This window comes from Rhodoferax sp., from assembly GCF_028715765.1.
Taxonomy (GTDB): domain Bacteria; phylum Pseudomonadota; class Gammaproteobacteria; order Burkholderiales; family Burkholderiaceae_C; genus Rhodoferax.
In genome coordinates this window covers 1-20,728 of sequence record NZ_JAQURE010000035.1, presented here as the reverse complement: position 1 = coordinate 20,728, position 20,728 = coordinate 1, and the positions used below count along the sequence as shown (strand labels likewise).

Below are 20,728 nucleotides of genomic sequence, written 5' to 3'. Positions count from 1 at the left end.
CCAAAAAGGCTTAAAAAGTCAAGCCAATGTGACACGTACAAACTTGCGCTTACCAACCTGCAGCACATAGGTGCCGGCAGCCAGTTTGAGGCCTTTGTCGCTGACCACCACGGAATCCACTCGCACACCGCCACCGTCAATCAAGCGGTTGCCTTCACCGCCCGAAGCAGCCAGGCCGGCAGATTTGAGCAGCGCGGCAATGCCCAGCGGCGCCCCCGCATCACCCAGCGGCAAACTGAGTTCGGCAATTTCGTCTGGCACACCACCACGTGCGCGGTTGATGAAGTCTTGCTCGGCCGCATCGGCGGCAGCGCTTGAGTGAAAGCGCGCGGTGATTTCCTTGGCCAATGCCACCTTGGCATCTTTGGGGTTGCGCCCGGCAGCCACTTCAGCTTTGAGGGCTGCAATGGCGGCCTCAGACTGGAAGCTCAGCAGCGTGTACCAGCGCCACATCAACACGTCTGAAATGCTGAGCACTTTGGCGAACATGGTGTTGGCATCTTCACTGATGCCTATGTAGTTGCCCTTGCTTTTGGACATTTTTTCTACACCGTCCAAGCCTTCAAGCAGCGGCATGGTCAAGATGCATTGCGGCTCTTGGCCGTATTCGGCTTGCAGATGGCGCCCCACCAGCAGGTTGAATTTTTGGTCGGTGCCACCCAGCTCAAGGTCGCTTTTGAGCGCCACTGAGTCATAGCCCTGCATCAGTGGGTACAAAAATTCATGCACGCTGATGGGGGTGCCTGACTGAAACCGGTCATGAAAGTCGTTGCGCTCCATCATGCGTGCCACGGTGTATTTGGCTGACAACTCGATCATGCCGCGCGAACCCAGCGCATCACCCCACTCGCTGTTGTAGCGAATTTCAGTTTTGCTGGGGTCTAGCACCTTCGACGCCTGACGGTAATAGGTTTGCGCATTGACTTCAATTTGCTCGCGCGTGAGCGGTGGGCGCGTGGTGTTGCGCCCGGACGGGTCACCAATCAGCGAGGTGAAGTCGCCAATCAAAAAAATCACCGTGTGCCCAAGGTCTTGCAACTGGCGCATTTTGTTCAGCACCACGGTGTGACCGAGGTGAATGTCGGGCGCGGTGGGGTCCAGCCCCAGCTTGATGCGCAGCGGCGTGCCGGTGGCTTCAGCGCGCGCCAGCTTTTTGACCCAATCGTCTTGCGGAATGAGTTCTTCGCAGCCTCGCAAGGTGACCGCCAACGCCTCTTGGACACGATCAGTTACAACAAAAGTGGATGCAGGAGCTTGGGTCATAGGGTTTTCACGGATGCGGCCAGCGGGGGCGGGTTTATACTCGAAAGCTTGTTTTTTGAGCGATTTTACGTGTCGCAGCAGGCCTCTTTTCGCAGCAACTGTTGCCACAAACCGACAGTCTCAGGGCTTACGCTTCGGGCAAGTCCTTACCCTTTTTCACTGGATATCGTTTTGAACTCTTTATTGACCAGCACAGGGCAGCACATCGCCAACACCACCCGACGCATCATTGAACAACACCCCAAACGCCTCACTGCGCTGATCACCGCGTTGCTTTTGAGTGGCGGCGGCGGTGCGTTTGCATTGGCCAACCTGGGGCCTGATGCCGCCGACCTGCCTGTGCGTGCCGTGCTTGAAACCATCACCCCGGCTTACACCTATGCGGCAGACGAGGCCACAGCTGCCAGCTTGAACTTGTACCGCACTGACTTCACCCGCTCCAGCGACACCGCCGACACCTTGCTCAAACGCTTGGGTGTTGACGATGCGCAGGCTGCCGCTTACCTGCGCAGCAACCCGCAAGTGCACCAAGCATTGCTGGGGCGCGCCGGCCGCCAAGTCACGGTGGAAGTGCAGCAACACCAGCAGCTGGCCACCCTGACAGCGCGCTGGGTAGCGGATGACAGCGGCAATTTCCAGCGCTTGCAGTTGCAACGCCAAGGCGACAATTTCGTCACCAAGTTGGAAACTGCCCCCCTGCAAGCCAGCGCCCAACTCGCCAGCGGCGTGATTCAAAGCTCGCTGTTTGCGGCCACCGATGACGCCAAAATCCCGGATGCCGTGGCCGTGCAAGTGGCTGAAATTTTCTCAACCGAGGTCGACTTTCGCCGTTCACTGCGCAAAGGTGACCGTTTCTCCGTGGTGTATGAGACCCTTTCTGCCGATGGTGAGCCGCTGCGTACCGGACGCGTGCTGAGTGCCGAGTTTGTCAATGCGGGCAAAGCGTTCCAGGCCATGTGGTTTCAACCCGAAGCGTCGGGGGCTGCCAAAGGGGGCTATTACGCCCTGGATGGCACCAGTTTGCGCCGTGCGTTTTTAAGTTCACCGGTCGAGTTCTCGCGCGTGAGCAGCGGCTTTGCCATGCGTTTTCACCCCATCCTGAAGCAAACCCGCCCGCATTTGGGCACTGACTTTGCGGCCAGCACGGGCACCCCGGCACGTACGGTGGGTGATGGCGTCATCACCTTTGCCGGCTGGCAAAACGGCTATGGCAACGTGGTGTTCATCAAACACCAAGGCCAAACCGAAACGGTGTACGCCCATTTGAGCAAAATTTTGGTCAAACGCGGCCAAAGCATCAGCCAGGGTCAAACCATCGGCTTGGTCGGCGCCACGGGCTGGGCCACTGGCCCGCACCTGCACTTTGAAGTGCGCACCAATGGCGTGCAACATGACCCCATGAAATTTGCACAAAAGAGCCAAACCGTGCCCTTGTCTACGGCGCTCAAACCCCAGTTCAACACCTTGGCACAACAAGCCAAGCTATCGTTGGCAGCAGCCAGCAGCATCACAGACGCTAACATGCAGTGACGCAGCGGTGCTAGCGTGAGCACGCCAGAACTTTACATTGGCCTAATGTCTGGCACCTCGCTGGACGGGGTCGATGGTGTGCTGGCTGATCTTTCTGAGGGGTGTCAGGTGTTGGCTTATGCCAGCGCGCCTTTGCCGTTGGCGCTGTACGCTGAGTTGTTGGCACTCAACCAGGTGGGGCACAACGAGCTGCACCGGGCAGCCTTGGCCGCCAACGCGTTGATGCAGGTCTATGCCCAGGTGGTCAAGCAGTTGCTGACCCAGACCCAGCGGCCAGCCTCACAGATTCGCGCCATCGGTGCGCATGGCCAAACGGTGCGGCACCAACCCCAAAGCCATGGCGGCACCGGCTACACCCTGCAACTGTGCAACCCGGCACTGCTGGCCGAGTTAACGCACATCGATGTGGTGGCCGACTTCAGAAGCCGCGACGTGGCCGCAGGCGGACAGGGCGCCCCGCTGGTGCCAGTTTTTCATCAGGCTATTTTTGGCCGTGACGGCTCGCCCACAGCGGTTTTGAACTTGGGCGGCATGGCCAACCTGACGGTGATCGATGCCCATGCCAGTCAGCCTCTCATTGGGTTTGACTGCGGCCCAGGCAATGTGCTGATGGATGCCTGGTGCCATCAGCACCGCCAGCAAGCCTTTGATGCCGAGGGCGCTTGGGCAGCCGGTGGCCAGGTGCACCACGCGTTACTCGACCGCCTGCTGACAGAGCCCTACTTTGCCCAGCCCGCCCCCAAAAGCACTGGACGCGACCTGTTCAACCTGGCCTGGCTTGACGCCCACTTGGCGCATTTTGACGGGATTGCACTGCAAGATGTTCAAGCAACATTGGCAGAATTGACCGCTAGCACTTGTGTTGCTTGCATCAACAGCTATGCAAAAAATAGCAGGTTAATTTTGGTGTGTGGCGGTGGGGCGTTTAACACGCATCTGTTGCAACGTTTGCAGGCGTTGCTGCCCGCATGCCAAGTGCAATCGACCGCCACCCAAGGCATGCCACCCTTGCAGGTGGAAGCAGCGGCTTTCGCCTGGCTGGCACGCCAATGCGTGTGGCGGCAACCGCTGGCTTTACAAAGCATCACGGGCGCCCAAGGCGCCCGTGTGGCTGGCGGCATTTATCCCGCCTAAGGGCTTGTAAAGCCCTTAGTCAAAAAAGGATCAGGCTGAAAAGCTGGAACCACAACCGCAGGTGGTGGTGGCGTTCGGGTTTTTGATGACAAACTGCGCACCTTGCAGGTCTTCTTTGTAGTCAATTTCAGCGCCTACCAAATATTGGTAGCTCATGGCATCAATCAGCAGCGACACACCGTTTTTTGTCATGGTGGTGTCGTCGTCATTGGTGATTTCATCAAACGTGAAACCATACTGAAAACCAGAGCAGCCACCACCCTGCACAAACACCCGCAGCTTCAAATCTGGATTGCCTTCTTCGGCAATCAGGTCTGCTACTTTGGCCGCAGCACTGTCAGTGAACATGATCGGGGCGGGCATTTCGGTTTCAATATGGTCGGCAACGGCACTCATGGGATCTCCTAAAAAATAAGTTGCTAAATAGTACAGTAATTTCTTCGGGTATTGGTCTACTGGTTATTTGCTGCCAGTTTGAGTGTGGGCTTTTCGTCAGCTTGCGCAACTGGAGAGGCTTCCACAATCGGGCAAAGTTTGCCACTGACCAAAGCACCTTGGTGCATTTCCAAAAGCTTGTAGGTCACATCACCGGTAATGCGGGCTTTGGGCTGCAGTTCCAGCATGTGTCGCGCATGAACTGGACCGTCTACCTTGCCATTGATGATCACGTGATCCGCCAGCACCGAACCGGCCACGACAGCAGATTCAGAAATGACCAAAATGCTGGGCTGATCGGCCTGCCCCATCAGGTTGCCCTGTAAGCTGCCGTCAAGACGCAAACCCTCAGCAAATGTGAAGTCGCCTTGAATTTCACAGCCCTGCGCCACCAAACTTTTGATAGGGGGTTGTTTTTTTCGATGAAACATGTCGTTCTCCTGATCAGATGTAAAACGCACACCTCAGAGCTTGAGCGTGTGCGTGGCGCGCATGGCTGCGCCCTCCATCACCTTGGCCGTGATATTTTTCACCACCACATTGGGCGGCACCCGAAAAACGCCTTCCATGCGGCCGTATTGCGTGAGGGTCACGGGTATCGGTCCGTTAGGCATGTCACTTGTCCAAGGTTTCCCGTTGTCAACACCATTGAAAGTGATTTCGAGTCGACCTTTGAATTCAACCGGGTTTTTATTTGCCTGAATCACCAACACCTGCCATTTCAGCTCACCGCTGGTCAAATGCTGCGCCTGCAAGCCACGCAATGACAACCCCGCCACGCCAGAGGCAGGTATGAGCTGCTCAAAAAAACCTAAATCGCTTTTAAGCCGCAAGTTTTCGCTCTCTAGCAACCGGTTGGCATCCAGCAATTTTTGTTGCGCGACCTTTTCAGTGGTCAACACCGTGTCGGCCGTGTTGGCAACCGACTGCGCGGCAGTTAACGCTAGCTTGGTATGCTCCAGCTGTGCGGCAAGGTCTGCGTTTTCAATCCGCAGGCGTTGCAGTTGCGCTTTGCTGGCGCTGTCCAAGCCGGCTATGTCTTTGCCAAACTCAAACGCCCACAAGCCCATGGCCGAACAAAACCCGGCCACCACCGCCCACAGCGCCCAGCGCAAAGGCCACGGCAAGGCACTGCGCACCGCCATGCGCGGTGCACTGACCGTCAAACGGCGCAGCAATAAACGCAGTCTCATGGGTTAAAAAGCCAAGCACAAAACACAAACAGCCACCAGAATTTGCATTCGGATGGCTGTTGGCATGAAGCGAAAAAAATTAACGCTTGCTGAATTGTTTGCGACGGCGAGCACCGTGCAAACCGACTTTTTTACGTTCCACTTCGCGCGCGTCACGCGTCACAAAGCCAGCTTGGCTGAGCGCGGGTTTGAGCGTTGCGTCGTAGTCGATCAGGGCACGGGTGATGCCGTGGCGCACTGCACCAGCTTGACCAGATTCGCCGCCGCCTGCCACATTGACCATGATGTCAAAGGTTTCAGCGTGGTTGGTCAGCATCAATGGCTGTTTGCAGATCATGATCGAGGTTTCACGGCCAAAAAAGTTTTGAATGTCTTTGCCGTTGACGACGATTTGGCCGGAGCCTTTTTTAAGGAAAACACGGGCGACGCTAGATTTGCGACGGCCGGTGCCGTTGTTCCATTCACCAATCATTTAGAGCTCCTTAAAGTACCAACACTTTGGGTTGCTGGGCAGTGTGCGGGTGCTCAGCACCACCGTACACCTTGAGCTTCTTGATCATGGCGTAGCCCAGAGGGCCTTTAGGCAGCATGCCCTTGACGGCTTTTTCCAAAGCGCGGCCAGGGAATTTGGCTTGCATGTCACGGAAGTTGGTGGAACTGATGCCGCCCGGGAAACCCGAGTGGCTATAGTAGATTTTGTCGAGTGACTTGGCACCGGTCACGCGCAGCTGGGCTGCGTTGGTGACGATGATGAAATCGCCGGTATCGACGTGAGGCGTGTAAATGGCCTTGTGTTTGCCGCGCAAACGGAGAGCAACTTCGCTGGCTACTCGTCCGAGGACCTTGTCGGTCGCGTCAATCACAAACCACTCGTGCACGACCTCAGCGGGTTTTGCGCTGAAAGTTGACATGAGAAATTCCTAAAAGGAGTTGGTTTGGCGGGCTCTTTTCTACGGTCGGCGTTCCTCTGATGGGAATCTCTTAGGTAGGGGTTCTAGCTTCGCCGCGGAGCCACAAAAGCGCTGCGAAGCCAAACATTATACAAATTGTGCTGACGCCATCGATCAACGAGCTGGCGCCGAGCTGCACCAACCCTTACATCGAGAAAATTTTGCCGGGGTTCAAAATGTTTTGAGGGTCAAGCGCAAGCTTGATGGCACGCATCATGGCCACGGCACCCTGCCCAGTTTCTTCCACCAAAAAATCCATTTTGTGCAAGCCCACGCCGTGTTCCCCGGTGCACGTGCCCCCCAATGCCAAGGCACGGCGCACCAATTTCTGGTTCAGGGTTTCGGCCAGTTCACGCTCTTGCGGCAGGTTGGGATCAATCAAATAACCCATGTGAAAGTTGCCGTCGCCCACATGACCCACCAAAAAATACGGCAACGCGCTTTGCTCGGCCTCCAGCACGGAGTCCAGCATGGCTTCGGCCAGCTTGGAAATGGGCACGCAGGTGTCGGTGGTGATGGCCTTGCTGCCTGGGCGCGACTGAAGGCCGGCAAAGTAAGCGTTGTGCCGTGCTGTCCACAGCCGGGTGCGCGCCTCAGGGGTGCTGGCCCACTCAAACGCTTGACCGCCTTGGTCTGCCGCCAAATCTTGCACCACGGCCACCTGCTCTTGCACACCGGCGGGAGAGCCGTGAAACTCCATCAACAACATGGCACTTTCTGGCAAATTCAAATGAGAGTGGGCATTCACCATGCGCACCGTATGGGCATCAAGCAATTCACACCGGGCAATGGGCACCCCTAATTGAATGATCAACATCGTGGTGTTAACGGCATCGGCCAGACTGGGGAAACTGCAGGTGGCAGCCATCACCGCTTCGGGCAACGGGTAGAGCTTGAGGGTGATTTCAGTCATGATGCCCAGCGTGCCTTCACTGCCCACCATGAGGCGCGTGAGGTCGTAGCCCGCGCTGCTTTTTTTGGCACGCGTGCCGGTGCGGATGACTTCGCCACTGGCCGTGACCACTTCAAGTGCCAACACGTTGTCGCGCATCGTGCCGTAGCGCACCGCATTGGTGCCACTGGCGCGGGTTGCGGCCATGCCGCCGATGGAGGCATCGGCTCCGGGGTCAATCGGAAAAAACAAACCTGCGGATTTGACAGCTTCATTGAGCTGCTTGCGCGTCACACCGGGCTGCACCGTCACAGTCAAGTCGTCGGCATCAATAGCCAACACCTGCGCCATGCGGCTGACATCGATGCAGATGCCCCCCTGCACTGCCAACAAATGCCCTTCCAACGAGGAGCCCACACCAAACGCAATGACAGGCACCTGGTGACAAGCTGCCAACTTCACAACATCACTCACATCCTGGGTGCTTTGTGCAAACACCACGGCAGCCGGTGGTGGCACAGTAAAAGCAGATTCATCCCGACCGTGCTGCTCACGCACCACCAGTGCATTTGAAAACTGAGCGCCAAAGCGAATGGCCAAAGCCTCCAACAAAGCATGGGCAACTGGCCGAGGGTTGAATTCGGGCAGCAAGTGCGCCTTTGGCAAGAGTACATTCATGGGTGAAGTCCGTGATAATCAATGTTTATGAAACGCCACTGTACAACTGTATGAAGCTGCATGAAATGACCTACCTGGTGGTGGACGATCTGGAGCTGATGCGTGCTGTGACCGTGAACCAGCTGCGCGCTTTGGGTTGCGAAAAAGTCAAGTCCGCCCGCAACGGCGCCATGGCACTGGACATCTTGCGCAACAACAAAATTGACGTGGTGTTGTGCGACTGGAACATGCCCGTGATGTCGGGCCTGGACTTGCTCAAAATTATTCGCGCTGACCCCAAGCTGGTCAAACTGCCTTTTTTGATGATCACCGCTGAGGCGGAGCGCCAGCGCATTGAAGAAGTCATTCACGCCGGTGTCAGCGGTTTATTGGTCAAGCCCTACAACGCAGGCAACCTGCGCAACCGCTTGGAAAAAGTGCTCTCAAGCCCGAGCCGTCCGCTGGCACCGGGTGGCGGCTCCGCCACTGCACCCATTGCCACGCAGCCCAACAACCGCCGCGCCACCGACACCACGCTGGCTCCATCGCGTATTTTGGTGGTGGATGACTACCCAGTCACACTCAAGCTGCTGGAACAAATGTTCAAAGACGAGTACCAAGTGGTCACAGCCAGCGATGGGCTTACCGCTTTGGCGCTGTGCCGTGCCGACCCCACGCCCGACTTGCTGCTGATGGACGTCAAAATGCCCGGCATGGATGGCTTTGAGGTGGTACGCCAGTTACACACCCAAACTGACACGGCACAGATTCCGGTGATTTTTGTCACCGGTGCCACCGACGAAGACACCCGCATGAAGGGCATGGAACTGGGTGCGGTGGACTTTGTTTTGAAAACCTCTGACCCAAAAGCGCTGCGTGCCAAGGTACGCAACTTCATCAAATACATTGACATGCGGCGCAAGCTGCAAGCTGATTTTGATGCCATGCTGGATGCCAGCCTGCTGCGAGAAGACGTAGAAAACACCACACGTCACGACATCAAAGGTTCGCTGGCTGGCATTGTGGGCATGGTGCAAAGCCTGGCCGATGACGACACCATGGCACCACGGCACGTTGAAAAACTGCGCTTGGTTGAAAAAACTGCGCAGCAAGTGATGGACATGGTCAATCTCTCCGGCGAGTTGTACAAAATGGAAACCGGCAACTTCAAGCTCAAAGCGGTGCCAGTGAATGTGGGCGACATCTTGCACCGCATCGTGGACGTGTCTCGCAGCACTTTTTTTGACAAGGGTCTCACCATTGAGGTCGACACCGACACCCCGGTAGGCACCGAGCTGCCCCAAGCGCTGGGCGACACAAATTTGTGCTACTCGTTGTTTCAAAACCTGATCAAAAACGCCTGCGAAGCCGCCCCACATGGCTCGCGGGTGGTGGTGGCCTTGCGAGACGAAGCGCCCCTGCGCATTGAAGTCAGCAACACTGGCGTGGTGCCGGCTGAGATGCGTGATCATTTTTTTGACAAATACGCCACCAGTGGCAAGACGGGTGGCAGTGGCATCGGCACCTATTCAGCCCAACTGCTGGCCAAAGCACAAAAGGGCACCATGGCCATGCGCACCAGCGACACAGACAACCACACCATCATCACCGTGACCTTGCCACGCCACACCTTTGACCCCGCGCACCCCAGCGCCTAATTCCTTTTTGAAAGAGCACAGCATGGGAAACCGATTGACTCAAATTGCCACCCGCACCGGCGACAACGGCACCACAGGTTTGGGTGACAACACCCGAGTGTCCAAGAACAGCTTGCGCGTGCATGCCATGGGCGACGTGGACGAACTCAACTCCAACTTGGGCGTGCTGCTGTGCGAAGACATGCCCACCCATGTGCGCGACCTGCTGATTGAAATTCAGCATCAGCTGTTCAATTTGGGAGGTGAATTGTCGATTCCGGGCTTTGAATTGCTCAAGCCCGCAGCCGTCCTGGCGCTGGATGAGGCCTTGGCTGAGCACAATGCCACGCTACCCAAACTACAAGAGTTTATTTTGCCGGCGGGCACGCGCGCCGCAGTATTGGCGCACGTGTGTCGCACCGTCGCCCGGCGGGCAGAGCGCGCCGTGGTGGCGCTGGGGGCGCAAGACGCCTTGAAAGACACGCCGCGCCAATACCTGAACCGCTTGAGCGACTTGATGTTTGTGCTGGCACGGGTGCTCAACCGCCACCGCAGTGACGGCCAGCCAGGTGATGACGTGTATTGGAAAAGCGAAAAAATGGCGCGCGCCGCGCAGGACTGACGCCAGCTACCCGTGCGCCTTGTCATTGCGGGCAATGGCCAGCAAGCGCGACACCTCCTCATGGTGCTGCACCAGGTTGCGGGCATGCCAGCGGCGAATCAACCACATGAACCCGGCAATCACCAGCCCAAAGCCGGTGATTGCCACCATGGTGGGCAGCCCCATGCCGGTCGATAAGCTGTAAAGCGCACCCAGCGCCAAAATACACGCTTGTTCATTGAAATTTTGCACCGCAATGGAGCGCCCAGCGCCCATTAAATTGTGCCCGCGGTGTTGCAGCAGCGCATTCATGGGCACCACCAAAAACCCACCAATGGCACCTAAAAGAATCAAAAAGGGTGCTGCCACCCACACATTGGTGATGAAGATCAAGCCAATGATCAGCGCGCCCATCACAATGCCCAGCGTGATGACACGCGGCCCGTCTTCCAGCCGCATCCGCATCGAGGCCAGTACCGCTCCCGCCGCCATGCCAATCGCCACCACCCCTTGCAGAGCAGACGCTTGCGTGACCGAATAGCCCAACGCAGCAGCCGCCCAAGCCAACACAATGAACCGCAAATTGCCCGCCACACCCCAAATCAAGGTGGTGGCGGCCAATGAGATTTGCCCCAACTTGTCGCGCCACAGCCGGGCATTGCAGGTCCAAAAATCAGGCAGCAAACTCATCCATTGTTTGGGCATGGGGCGCATCAGCACCCCGGTAAGGGGAATGTGGGTATTGAACCAAGCCGCCAACAAGTAGACAAAAATCAGCACACTGATGGCCGCCTCTGCGGGGGTATCTATGCCAGTATCCACTCTGGGAATATCCACCGCCAGCAAGTAGTGCGACAGATTATTTCCCACCAGTTGCCCCCCCAGCAACACGCCCAAAATGATGGAGCCAATGGTCAAACCCTCAATCCAGCCATTGGCCTTGACCAACTGAGAGGCCGGCAGCAGCTCGGTCAAGATGCCGTATTTGGCTGGTGAATAGGCCGCCGCACCCAAGCCCACCACCGCATAGGCCAGCAGCGGATGGGTGCCAAACAACATGAACAAGCAGCCCGCCACTTTGATGAAGTTGCTCACCAGCATGACACGTCCCTTGGGCATGGAGTCGGCAAACGCGCCCACAAAAGGCGCCAACACCACGTAAAACAGCGCAAACATGGGCACCAACGCCGCTTGTTGCCACTCGGGTGCGCGACTGGAGCGCAGCAGCTGGACCGCCGCCACAAACAAAGCGTTGTCGGCCAGCGAGCTGAAAAACTGCGCTGCCATGATGGTGAAAAAGCCGCGTTTCATGTGTGATGTGCAGACCCGCGCAAAACGGGGCAAAAAGGGTAGGGAGTCTCCAAACGGTACGGGGTTATAGCACGGCGCTGCGGTGTCAAAATCAGGGCTTCACTCAAGCCCCCGAGCCATGCCACGCCCCATTCTTGCCACCATCCATCTTGCTGCACTGCAGCACAATTTAGAACGCAGCCGTTTGGCTGCGCCAGAGGCCAAAATTTGGGCCGTGGTCAAGGCCAACGCCTACGGCCATGGCATTGAGCGGGTGTTTGAAGGCTTGCGCAGCGCCGATGGCTTTGCCTTGCTGGACTTGGACGAAGCCCAACGCATTCGTGCCCTGGGCTGGCGCGGCCCGGTGCTGCTGCTTGAAGGTGTGTTTGAGCCGCGCGACCTGGAACTGTGTTCACGCCTGGAGCTGTGGCACACGGTGCACTGCGACGAACAAATTGACATGCTGGCGGCCTGCAAAACCCAGCTCGGGCACCATGTGTTTTTGAAAATGAACTCTGGCATGAACCGGTTGGGCTTCACCCCAGAGCGCTACCGCAGCGCCTGGGCACGCCTGAATGCCCTGCCCCAGGTGGATGAAATCTCGCTCATGACGCACTTCAGCGATGCCGATGGTGACAAAGGCATTGCCGCCCAAATGGCCTGCTTCACCCAAGCCACACGCGACTTGCCTGGGGCTCGCTCGCTGTGCAACAGCGCCGCCACCCTGCGCCATGCCGACGCCGTGGCGGCGTCAGACTGGATTCGCCCCGGCATCAGCCTGTATGGCAGTGCGCCCGATTTTCCAACCCATGATGCCACCGCCTGGACGATTCAACCGGGCATGACACTGTCTTCAAAAATAATAGCTACTCAAGCAATATCCAAGGGCGATAGCGTTGGATATGGCTCAAAGTTTTCAGCACCACACCCGATGCGCATTGGGGTCGTGGCCTGCGGCTATGCTGACGGCTACCCGCGTGTAGCGCCTACCGGCACCCCGGTGCTGGTGGCGGGTGCGCGAACCCAACTGGTGGGGCGCGTCAGCATGGACATGATCACCGTGGACCTCACCGCCCTGCCCGATGCCGGTGTGGGCAGCGAGGTCACGCTGTGGGGACGCGCCAGCAACGGCGCCGTGCTGGGCATCGACGAGGTGGCGCACGCAGCGGGCACCTTGGGTTATGAGCTGATGTGCGCGCTGGCACAGCGGGTGCCCGTCAAGGTGCAAGCCTGATGCTGACTTACGTACCGGTGCCGTTGGCACGCGTGCAGTTGGGGCGCGCCTTGCCGGTTGATATTCGCACCCCTGATGGCCGCTTGCTGTTGCGCCGCGGGCAAATGCTGCAGTCGCTGGCTCACCGCGAGATGCTGGCGCAGCACCAGGCCTGCATGACCGAAACCGATGCCCAAGCCTGGCAACGCGCACTGGACCGCACCATGCGCGCCATGCGGCTCAAGGGGCTGGACATGGCAGCCATCGCCCAGCTGCCCATGCCCGATGAAATTTTGGACACCGATTACCTGGAAGGCCGCGCCGTCGAAGGCGGCTGGCTCGACCTGCAAGAAGTGTTGCGCGGCTTGCTTTACCAAGGTGCGCAGGCCAATTCCCCCCTGCCCAGACTGCAAGGCCTGGAGCAAAAGGCCATGCAATTGCTCACGGCAGACCCAGATGAAGGGCTGTTTGTGCTGTTTCAGGCGCTGCCCGACCTGGAACTGGGTTACTGCGCCACCCATGCGCTGCTCAGCGGCGTGGTGAGCGCGCTGACTGCAACTCGGCTGGCACTGCCCATGAGCAGCCGCATGCTGCTGATGCGCTCCGCCTTGGTGATGAACATTGGCATGGCGCGCCCGCAAGACCATTTGGCGCGCCAGCTCAAAGCCCCCAGCCCAGCCCAGCGCGCCTTGATTACCTCGCACCCGCCCAGCAGTGCCGACATCTTGCGCGGCTTTGGCATTCAAGACCCCGAATGGCTTGACACCGTGCACTTTCATCACAACCCGCAAGAGGCCACCGGCCATGCCGAGCAGCAAGCCGGCGTGGAGCTGCTGCACCTGGCCGACACCCTGGTGGCCAAGATGGCACCGCGCTTGAGCCGCCCGGCCATGACGGCGTTTGGTGCTGCCAAGTCCATGGTGCTAGAAGCCGATGCCCACAGCCAGCAGCAGCGCGTGGCCATGGCCAGCGTGCTGGGGTTTTACCCGCCTGGCACCTATGTGCAATTGGCCAATGGCGACCTGGCGGTGGTGATTGCGCGCGGCGACAAGGCCACCACGCCCCATGTGGCGAGCCTGATCAACGCCCAAGGCATGCCCATGAGCGCCTATGTTTACCACGACACCAGTCGCCCTGACCACAGCGTGCGCGCACCCGTGCCCGCTAGCCAGATCAATGTGCGCATCAACCTCGAGCGCATTCGTCGCCTGCGCCAGCAGTACGGGGTTTAGCCGCAGGCGCAAGCGTGGCGCTGATTTTTTTCACGCCCTCAAACCAGGCCAAGCCTAGCCCGCCCAGCCCCAACGCGCCAGCCAAATACGGCAGCGGCAGCGGCTCAAAGGCAAACAGCCGTGCCAGCCACGGCACGTACAGCGCCAGCAGCAGCAGCCCCAGCGCCGCACCCACCACCAGCCACAGCGTGCGGTTGGGCACCCAGAGACTGACCCACAACGAGCCAACGCGACTGCGATTTGAAAAAATCAACGCCAGATTGGTGCACACGAGCACGGCAAAAGCAAACGCCCGGGTTGTCGCTTCGGCCAAGTGGCCAGCGCCCCACGCAGTGGCAGCCAGCACCAGCGCCAATGCGCCCAGGCCTTGTAGCAGCGCCAAACCCAACGTCAAACCGCCAAACAACGGCGTGTGCACATCGCGCGGCGGGCGTTGCATCACGTCGGCTTCTTCGGGCTCGTTTTCAAACACCATGGAGCATGAGGGGTCGATCACCAGCTCCAAAAACGCAATGTGCAGCGGGAACAACACGGTAGGCCAGCCCAACAACACTGGCAACAAGGCCATGCCGGCAATCGGCACATGCACCGCCAGGATGTAACTCATGGACTTGCGAAGGTTGTCAAAAATTCGCCGACCCAAGCGCACCGCACCCACGATGGATGCAAAGTTGTCGTCCAGCAGCACCACACTGGCAGCTTCGCGCGCCACATCGGTGCCGCGCCCGCCCATGGCCACCCCCACATGCGCGGCCTTGAGCGCGGGCGCGTCGTTCACCCCATCACCGGTCATGGCCACCACGCTGCCATTGGCCTTGAGGGCTTGCACAATTTGCAATTTCTGGCGGGGCGCAATGCGGGCGCAAACGGTCACGGTGCGCAGTCGCGTCTGAACTTCGGCCTCGGTCAGCTGCGCCAGTTCGTCACCAGTCAACAGCCAACCCGGCGCTGACAGCGGGGTCTTGAGCGCAGTTGGCGTGGCTGGGGGCAGCAGCCCCGCTTGTTGGGCGATGGCGGCAGCGGTGGCGGGGTAATCGCCGGTGATCATCACCACCCGAATGCCAGCCGCTTGGGCTTGCGCCACAGAATTTTTAATTTCAGCGCGCAGCGGGTCGGCCAAGCCCAGCAGCCCGATGAACTCAAAGTCAAAGTCATGCTCAATGGCCGGCCAGTCATGCCCTTCAAAGCGCGCCCGCGCCACCCCCAGCACACGCAAGCCTTGCGCCGCCATGGCCTCAACCGCTTGTGCGATGCGCTGCTGCATTGCCGGCGCCAGGTGGCACAAATCCACAATCGCTTCCGGTGCGCCTTTGGCTGCCACCACATGCGCAGCACCGGTGTGGGCACGCCACACGTGCGACATGGCGCGCAGCTCAGGCGTGAGGCCATAGGTTTGCACCAGCGTCCAGTCTTGGTGCAAGTGCTCGGTGTTTTTTAAAAAATGTTGCCCCAAGCTGTGAAAGGCTTTTTCCATCGGGTCAAACGGATCGGGCACGCTGGCCAAAATGGAAAACTCCACCAGGGCATGAAAGTCTTCAGGCAAATCTGAGTGGTTGCCGTAGTCGATGCGCAGCGTCTGGGGCTGCGCGGGTGCCGAGGTTGACGGTGCGACTTGGGTGGCGCTGCATGACGGCACATACAGTTCAGCCACCGTCATACGGTTCTCAGTCAAGGTGCCGGTTTTGTCAACACACAGCACGCTGGTGGCCCCCAGCGTCTCGATGGCGGCAATGCGCCGAGTCAACACCTGCTGCTTGGACAGGCGCCAAGCGCCCAAGGCCGGAATGACCGTCAGCACCACAGTAAATTCTTGCGGCAACAAGGCCATGGCCAGGGCAATGCCCGCCAGCACAGCCCCCAACCAGTCGCCCCGCATCAAGCCATAAGCCATGAACAAAAACAAGCTCGCACCCACGGCCACCCAGGCCAACACTTTCACCAGCTGAGCCATCTGCAATTTAAGCGGTGATGCCTCATGCCCCAGCCCCCCCAACGCCTGGCCAATGCGGCCTATTTCGCTTTGCAAGCCAGTGGCTGTGACCCGTGCCAGCCCCTGCCCGCGCACCAGCAGCGTGCCAGAGTACAGCAGGCACGCTGGGTCAGGTTGGGCAGCGTTCGGATGGTTTAACACTGGCCGCACATCGGCATGGGCCGCCACCTTGTCAACGGGCAAGGGCTCGCCGGTGAGCAGCGACTCATCGGTTTGCAGCTCTGTGCCGTGCAGCAGCACTGCATCAGCGGCAATGCGGTCACCTTCGGCCAGCAGCAACACATCGCCACGCACCACATCCCGCCCGGCAATGCGGGTGGCGGCGCCATCGCGCCAGACCAAAGCACGTGGGCTGGACAAATCGCGCAACGACGCAATGGCGCGCTCGGTCTTGCCTTCCTGGTAAAGGGTCAGCGCCAACACCACGCACACCAGGCCAAACAAAATGAGTCCTTCTTGCCAATCGCCCAGCACCAAATACAACACACCCGCGCCCAACAGCAGGGCAAACATGGGGTCTGACAGGGTTTCGCGGGCAATGCCCCACCAGCCACGCGGCTGATCAGCAGGCAACTCGTTGGCACCGTCAGTTTGAAGCACTTGCGCAGCTTGGGCAGCCGTTAACCCCTGCCGCAACACAGCAGCGGTAGACGAGGACTCAGCAAGCGTTGATTTTTTAGGCATAAATGACCTCTAGCCCTTTATTTATATGCATAAACAGCTATGAAATAAATACTATTTTGAAACTTCAAGAATAGCACTTTATGATGGCGTTTCAATGTCAGCAGACGCACAGACGCGAGTGAAAACAACCTGTTGTGAACCTCAGATCGGCATTGAGGTGATCGACCGCCTGACATTTCTTGGCGCAATGTCAACTCTGCAGAAAATTGACGAACCATGTCAGTCACATGTCAGATGTGACAAAAAAAGTGCCATTTTGTAACACTTGTTAGAGAAAACCCCTATCCTTAAGGTGTCTTAAGGCTTTTACCATTGCGCTGCATTCAACCAACAAGGAGATTTTGATGCCCCTTTCACTTTCCACCAAACTCCGGCTTTCCCAGATCGCCAAAGCAGGCTGTGTCGTTGCAGCACTGAGCGCGGGTTTTGCCACCAGCGCATTCGCTCAAGAAACACCCAAAGCCCGCATGTCGCTGGCTGAGCAAATGATTCAAGACATGAAAGATGGCAAGTTGGCGCCCCCCGGTGCTGATGACCATGTGGTTCAAGAACTGATCATCAAGCGCAACATTCCCATCACCTACAGGTACATCAACACCTTGATGAACACGCCAAATGCCTTTGGCCCAGGCGTGGCTTGCACCACTTGCCACAACTCCAATGACCCCAGCAAAAGCTACCGCGGTTTGGACTTGAGCACCTGCAAAGGCATGAATGAAGGCTCTACTGAAAAACCCAAACGCGCCGTATTCACACCAGGCAAAGATGGCAAGCGTGACATCTTGGTGCGCCGCCTGCGCAACAACCGCATGCCGCTGGGTCAAAGCTTTGACAACCCCACCTACACCGCCAACCACATGTTGGTGAAAAACTGGATTGACGACGGTGCCAAGAACGACGACAACTTTGCCAAGAACGTTCAGCCGTTGTTCAAAACACCTAACTCGTTTGGTCCTGAAACCCCGGCCTGCACCTCTTGCCACATGTCCAACCAAGAGCCACCAAGCTTCCACGAGTTGAACCTGTCTACCCATGCCGGCATTTTGTTGGGTGCTGACTCAGTCGCCAAAGGCGTGGACAAAGCCACCAAAGTGATCGTCCCCGGCAACTCTTCTTTGAGCTTTGTGTGGCAACATTTGAGCGAAGACCGCATGCCTCCCGGCATCAGCCCGTCCGAGCCACGTGACCATCCCAACACCACCATCTTGAACGCATGGATCAAGCAAGGAGCCAAGTGCGACTGATGGTTTCAGGCAAACTGAATCGCCGCCACTTTGTGGCGGCACTCGCAGCAGGTGGGCTAGTTCCCACCTTTGTCGTTTCTGCAGCGACCAAAACACCGCAAGTGGTGCGTCGCTGGGCCAGTGGCAATGCCACACTCGCGCCCTTGGCGTGGGTTGACGGCCATGTGTTTTTCAACGGCGACACCTCTGTCGGGCGCATTGACCCTGACTCAGATGGCCTGGTCTGGAACACACCCCACGGCTTGAGCAGCAACGCGGTTTATCGGCCGCGTGCAGCAGGTCAATCGGTCATCAGCGGTGGTCAACGTGAGTTGGGCGCCTGGAACATGGCAGACGGCCAACGCCGCTGGCTACACAAAGCGATTTTGCAAGTGGGCACGCCCTTTGTGACACCCGAACGCACCTACGTGGGCGATGGTCATGAGCTGCTGGCGTTGAACAACCAAACCGGCCACATTGACTGGCGTTTTGCCGACGAAGTGGATTGCACTGCGTCATATGCCCCCACGGTGGCCAACGGCACTGTGTTTTTTGGCCCTGGCAATGGGCTGCTGTACGCCTTGAACGAGGCAGATGGCAAGCTCAAATGGCAGTTGGACGAAAAAGCCAAATGGCAGTATGTGCGCCAGATGTATGTGACGGGCAACATGCTGATTGCCGGCACTTACACCGAGCTGCTGTATGGCATTGATGTCAACAGCGGCAAGGTCAAGTGGACCTTCAAGGCGGGCAACTTCATCAACTCACACCATGTCTCGGGTGACACGGCTTACCTGTGGTCACCGGTTGGCTACATTTATGCCATTGATGTGGACACGGGCGCGGTGCGCTGGAAACATCAAACCACGGTGTATGGCAACAATGCTGCCAATTGGGGTCACATGATGGCCGAAATTGTGACTTTTGAAAACCAGGTGTATTGCCTGGACATGAAGCAAATGCTGCATGTGCTGGATGCCGATACCGGGCGTGAACGCTTGCGCATTCCCTTTGCGCACGACTTGCGCCCGACCGTGCTGCCGCTTGCCGGCGGTCGTGCCGTGATGGCCAGCGACACGGGTGAAGTGCAGCTGGCACAGTGGTAGTTCAGTGGTCAAACTTTGCCATGGCAGTGTGATGGCTTATGGGTTTAACCCCTATCATCCCTGCCATGGCCAAAGAAAAAACCCATTACGTCTGTTCTGATTGCGGCGGCATCAGCCCCAAGTGGCAGGGCAAATGCCCCAGCTGCAATGCCTGGAACACCTTGCTTGAATCCGCGCCAGACAGCGCCACCCCCACCAAAAACCGCTTTGCATCCCTGGCCAAAACAGGCGCTGTGGCCATTTTGGGTGACATCGATGCCGTCGACTTTGCCCGCACCCCCACCGGGCATGAGGAGCTAGACCGGGTGCTAGGTGGCGGCATGGTGGAAGGTGGCGTGGTGCTGATGGGCGGTGACCCTGGCATTGGCAAGTCCACCTTGCTGCTGCAAGCCCTTGATTCGCTGCAGCGCAGTGGCCAAAACACCTTGTATGTGACGGGCGAGGAAAGCGGTGCGCAAGTGGCGCTGCGGGCACGCCGCTTGGGGCTGAACGGCTCTCAAGTCAAAGTGCTGGCTGAAATTGGCTTGGACAAAATTCTCTCCACTTTGGAGTCCATGAAGCCCAACATTGCGGTCATAGACTCGATTCAAACCGTTTACTCCGAGCAGCTCACCTCGGCACCCGGGTCGGTGGCGCAGGTGCGTGAATGTGCCGCCCACCTGACCCGTGCCGCCAAAGCCAGCGGCGTGAGCATTGTGCTGGTGGGGCATGTGACCAAAGAAGGTGCTTTGGCTGGCCCGCGTGTGCTGGAGCACATGGTCGACACCGTGCTGTACTTTGAAGGCGACACCCACAGCAGTTTTAGGCTGGTGCGTGCCATCAAAAATCGCTTTGGTGCCGTCAATGAAATTGGTGTGTTTGCCATGACCGAAAGAGGCCTGAAAGGAGTCAGCAACCCCAGCGCGATCTTTTTAAGCCAGCACGCCGAACCGGTGCCTGGCAGCTGTGTGATGGTCACACTGGAGGGCACACGCCCGATGCTGGTGGAAATTCAGGCGCTGGTGGACAGTGGCGGCCCGGCGCCCAGGCGACTGAGTGTGGGTCTGGACAAAGACCGGCTGGCCATGCTGCTGGCCGTATTGCACCGCCATGCGGGGGTGGCCTGCATGGATCAAGATGTGTTTGTCAATGCGGTGGGCGGGGTGCGCATTTCAGAGCCCGCCGCAGACTTGGCGGTGCTGTTGGCGATTACCTCCAGCCTGCGGAGCAAACCGCTGCCGAAAGGCTTTTTTGCCTTTGGTGAAATTGGTCTGGCAGGCGAGGTACGACCCGCACCACGCGGTCAAGAGCGACTCAAGGAAGCTGCCAAATTAGGCTTTAGCATCGCCGTGGTGCCCAAGGCCAATGCGCCCAAGAACCTGACATCAAAAGACTTTGAAGGTCTGACGATTCACCCCGTGGAACGCGTTGAGCAGGCCATGGAAGTGGTGCGGGGGCTGTAAGGCTTGTAAAGCAATCACGCCGCACCAAGCCAAACATGCGTGCGCCCGGCGCTCACTGCGTGACAGAAATCAACTCATCGAGGGTGCTGGGTTTGGCTTGCTGCAAGTAAAAGTGCAGCAGCTCTTGACGGTCGTACCCAAGGACAAAAAACGCCATGCCGGCGAGCTTTTCAGTTTTGACAAACGCCGTTTTCAGCTTGAGTGACCACCAGTCTTCAAACCAGCCCTCCACCGGCTGACCTTGGTCGTTGGTGTA

At 58.3% G+C, this 20,728-nt stretch carries 19 protein-coding genes; 9 read left to right on the top strand and 10 right to left on the bottom strand.

Annotated features, from left to right (window positions below; translation table 11 throughout):
- Positions 1-18: 18 nt before the first annotated feature.
- Complete coding sequence (gene tyrS / locus PHT20_RS12185) at positions 19-1,263, bottom strand: tyrosine--tRNA ligase (protein WP_301020716.1); 1,245 nt, start codon at positions 1,261-1,263, stop codon at positions 19-21.
- 171 nt (positions 1,264-1,434) lie between these two features.
- On the opposite strand from tyrS, the gene PHT20_RS12180 reads away from it, so the two are divergent.
- Together PHT20_RS12180 and PHT20_RS12175 are read left to right on the top strand one after the other, a co-directional pair.
- The gene (locus tag PHT20_RS12180) at positions 1,435-2,793 is read left to right on the top strand and encodes a M23 family metallopeptidase (protein ID WP_301020715.1); all 1,359 of its coding nucleotides are present in this window, start codon (positions 1,435-1,437) and stop codon (positions 2,791-2,793) included.
- Between the two features lie 15 nt (positions 2,794-2,808).
- Positions 2,809-3,927 carry an anhydro-N-acetylmuramic acid kinase gene (locus tag PHT20_RS12175; protein WP_301020714.1) on the top strand — a complete coding sequence of 373 codons (1,119 nt, stop codon included), beginning with the start codon at positions 2,809-2,811 and terminating at the stop codon, positions 3,925-3,927.
- 30 nt (positions 3,928-3,957) lie between these two features.
- Here PHT20_RS12175 and erpA read toward each other — a convergent pair whose 3' ends face one another.
- The 6 genes from erpA to PHT20_RS12145 form a co-directional block, all read right to left on the bottom strand.
- Complete coding sequence (erpA, locus tag PHT20_RS12170) at positions 3,958-4,323, bottom strand: iron-sulfur cluster insertion protein ErpA (RefSeq protein WP_301020713.1); 366 nt, start codon at positions 4,321-4,323, stop codon at positions 3,958-3,960.
- A 56-nt stretch (positions 4,324-4,379) separates the two neighbouring features.
- Positions 4,380-4,793, bottom strand: coding sequence for a polymer-forming cytoskeletal protein (locus PHT20_RS12165; protein WP_301020712.1), 414 nt, complete (start codon positions 4,791-4,793; stop codon positions 4,380-4,382).
- Positions 4,794-4,826: 33 nt separating this feature from the next.
- Complete coding sequence (locus PHT20_RS12160; protein ID WP_301020711.1) at positions 4,827-5,555, bottom strand: DUF6776 family protein; 729 nt, start codon at positions 5,553-5,555, stop codon at positions 4,827-4,829.
- A gap of 79 nt (positions 5,556-5,634) precedes the next feature.
- Positions 5,635-6,027: a 30S ribosomal protein S9 gene (rpsI, locus tag PHT20_RS12155; protein ID WP_300084154.1), complete on the bottom strand. Its 393-nt coding sequence runs from the start codon at positions 6,025-6,027 to the stop codon at positions 5,635-5,637.
- Positions 6,028-6,037: 10 nt separating this feature from the next.
- On the bottom strand, positions 6,038-6,466 hold the full coding sequence (rplM, locus tag PHT20_RS12150) for a 50S ribosomal protein L13 (protein ID WP_301020710.1): 429 nt from the start codon (positions 6,464-6,466) through the stop codon (positions 6,038-6,040).
- 184 nt (positions 6,467-6,650) lie between these two features.
- Positions 6,651-8,075 carry an FAD-linked oxidase C-terminal domain-containing protein gene (locus PHT20_RS12145; RefSeq protein WP_301020709.1) on the bottom strand — a complete coding sequence of 475 codons (1,425 nt, stop codon included), beginning with the start codon at positions 8,073-8,075 and terminating at the stop codon, positions 6,651-6,653.
- A gap of 50 nt (positions 8,076-8,125) precedes the next feature.
- Between PHT20_RS12145 and PHT20_RS12140 the strand changes: the two genes are divergently transcribed.
- Positions 8,126-9,712 carry a hybrid sensor histidine kinase/response regulator gene (locus PHT20_RS12140; protein WP_300084148.1) on the top strand — a complete coding sequence of 529 codons (1,587 nt, stop codon included), beginning with the start codon at positions 8,126-8,128 and terminating at the stop codon, positions 9,710-9,712.
- 22 nt (positions 9,713-9,734) lie between these two features.
- The gene (locus PHT20_RS12135) at positions 9,735-10,313 is read left to right on the top strand and encodes a cob(I)yrinic acid a,c-diamide adenosyltransferase (protein WP_301020708.1); all 579 of its coding nucleotides are present in this window, start codon (positions 9,735-9,737) and stop codon (positions 10,311-10,313) included.
- A 6-nt stretch (positions 10,314-10,319) separates the two neighbouring features.
- On the opposite strand, the gene lplT is transcribed toward PHT20_RS12135, so the two are convergent.
- Positions 10,320-11,603 carry a lysophospholipid transporter LplT gene (gene lplT / locus PHT20_RS12130; RefSeq protein WP_301020707.1) on the bottom strand — a complete coding sequence of 428 codons (1,284 nt, stop codon included), beginning with the start codon at positions 11,601-11,603 and terminating at the stop codon, positions 10,320-10,322.
- 118 nt (positions 11,604-11,721) lie between these two features.
- Between lplT and alr the strand changes: the two genes are divergently transcribed.
- Together alr and PHT20_RS12120 are read left to right on the top strand one after the other, a co-directional pair.
- Positions 11,722-12,816, top strand: a complete 1,095-nt coding sequence (gene alr, locus PHT20_RS12125; RefSeq protein ID WP_301020706.1) for an alanine racemase — start codon at positions 11,722-11,724, stop codon at positions 12,814-12,816.
- The gene (locus tag PHT20_RS12120; protein WP_301020705.1) at positions 12,816-14,027 is read left to right on the top strand and encodes a hypothetical protein; all 1,212 of its coding nucleotides are present in this window, start codon (positions 12,816-12,818) and stop codon (positions 14,025-14,027) included. Before alr ends, PHT20_RS12120 begins: the two co-directional genes overlap by 1 nt.
- On the opposite strand, the gene PHT20_RS12115 is transcribed toward PHT20_RS12120, so the two are convergent.
- On the bottom strand, positions 13,981-16,701 hold the full coding sequence (locus PHT20_RS12115; protein WP_300084138.1) for a cation-translocating P-type ATPase: 2,721 nt from the start codon (positions 16,699-16,701) through the stop codon (positions 13,981-13,983). The two genes, PHT20_RS12120 and PHT20_RS12115, sit on opposite strands and share 47 nt — an antisense overlap.
- 344 nt (positions 16,702-17,045) lie before the next feature.
- On the opposite strand from PHT20_RS12115, the gene PHT20_RS12110 reads away from it, so the two are divergent.
- The 3 genes from PHT20_RS12110 (at position 17,046) to radA (ending at position 20,472) form a co-directional block, all read left to right on the top strand.
- A complete protein-coding gene (locus PHT20_RS12110; protein ID WP_300084137.1) occupies positions 17,046-17,945 on the top strand; it encodes a hypothetical protein in 900 nt (299 codons plus the stop codon).
- Positions 17,915-19,030: a PQQ-like beta-propeller repeat protein gene (locus PHT20_RS12105; protein WP_300084135.1), complete on the top strand. Its 1,116-nt coding sequence runs from the start codon at positions 17,915-17,917 to the stop codon at positions 19,028-19,030. The genes PHT20_RS12110 and PHT20_RS12105 overlap by 31 nt, the downstream gene beginning before the upstream one ends.
- A gap of 65 nt (positions 19,031-19,095) precedes the next feature.
- Positions 19,096-20,472, top strand: coding sequence for a DNA repair protein RadA (gene radA / locus PHT20_RS12100; protein ID WP_300084133.1), 1,377 nt, complete (start codon positions 19,096-19,098; stop codon positions 20,470-20,472).
- Positions 20,473-20,524: 52 nt separating this feature from the next.
- On the opposite strand, the gene PHT20_RS12095 is transcribed toward radA, so the two are convergent.
- Positions 20,525-20,728 (bottom strand): hypothetical protein (locus PHT20_RS12095; protein WP_300084131.1); only part of this gene is annotated, 204 nt, incomplete at its 5' end.

Coding starts and splice junctions, on each gene's coding strand:
- tyrS (WP_301020716.1), bottom strand. CDS start 1,263: ATGACCCAAGCTCCTGCATCCACTTTTGTTGTAACTGATCGTGTCCAA.
- erpA (WP_301020713.1), bottom strand. CDS start 4,323: ATGAGTGCCGTTGCCGACCATATTGAAACCGAAATGCCCGCCCCGATC.
- PHT20_RS12165 (WP_301020712.1), bottom strand. CDS start 4,793: ATGTTTCATCGAAAAAAACAACCCCCTATCAAAAGTTTGGTGGCGCAG.
- PHT20_RS12160 (WP_301020711.1), bottom strand. CDS start 5,555: ATGAGACTGCGTTTATTGCTGCGCCGTTTGACGGTCAGTGCACCGCGC.
- rpsI (WP_300084154.1), bottom strand. CDS start 6,027: ATGATTGGTGAATGGAACAACGGCACCGGCCGTCGCAAATCTAGCGTC.
- rplM (WP_301020710.1), bottom strand. CDS start 6,466: ATGTCAACTTTCAGCGCAAAACCCGCTGAGGTCGTGCACGAGTGGTTT.
- PHT20_RS12145 (WP_301020709.1), bottom strand. CDS start 8,075: ATGAATGTACTCTTGCCAAAGGCGCACTTGCTGCCCGAATTCAACCCT.
- PHT20_RS12140 (WP_300084148.1), top strand. CDS start 8,126: ATGAAGCTGCATGAAATGACCTACCTGGTGGTGGACGATCTGGAGCTG.
- PHT20_RS12135 (WP_301020708.1), top strand. CDS start 9,735: ATGGGAAACCGATTGACTCAAATTGCCACCCGCACCGGCGACAACGGC.
- lplT (WP_301020707.1), bottom strand. CDS start 11,603: ATGAAACGCGGCTTTTTCACCATCATGGCAGCGCAGTTTTTCAGCTCG.
- alr (WP_301020706.1), top strand. CDS start 11,722: ATGCCACGCCCCATTCTTGCCACCATCCATCTTGCTGCACTGCAGCAC.
- PHT20_RS12120 (WP_301020705.1), top strand. CDS start 12,816: ATGCTGACTTACGTACCGGTGCCGTTGGCACGCGTGCAGTTGGGGCGC.
- PHT20_RS12115 (WP_300084138.1), bottom strand. CDS start 16,701: ATGCCTAAAAAATCAACGCTTGCTGAGTCCTCGTCTACCGCTGCTGTG.
- PHT20_RS12110 (WP_300084137.1), top strand. CDS start 17,046: ATGCCCCTTTCACTTTCCACCAAACTCCGGCTTTCCCAGATCGCCAAA.
- PHT20_RS12105 (WP_300084135.1), top strand. CDS start 17,915: ATGGATCAAGCAAGGAGCCAAGTGCGACTGATGGTTTCAGGCAAACTG.
- radA (WP_300084133.1), top strand. CDS start 19,096: ATGGCCAAAGAAAAAACCCATTACGTCTGTTCTGATTGCGGCGGCATC.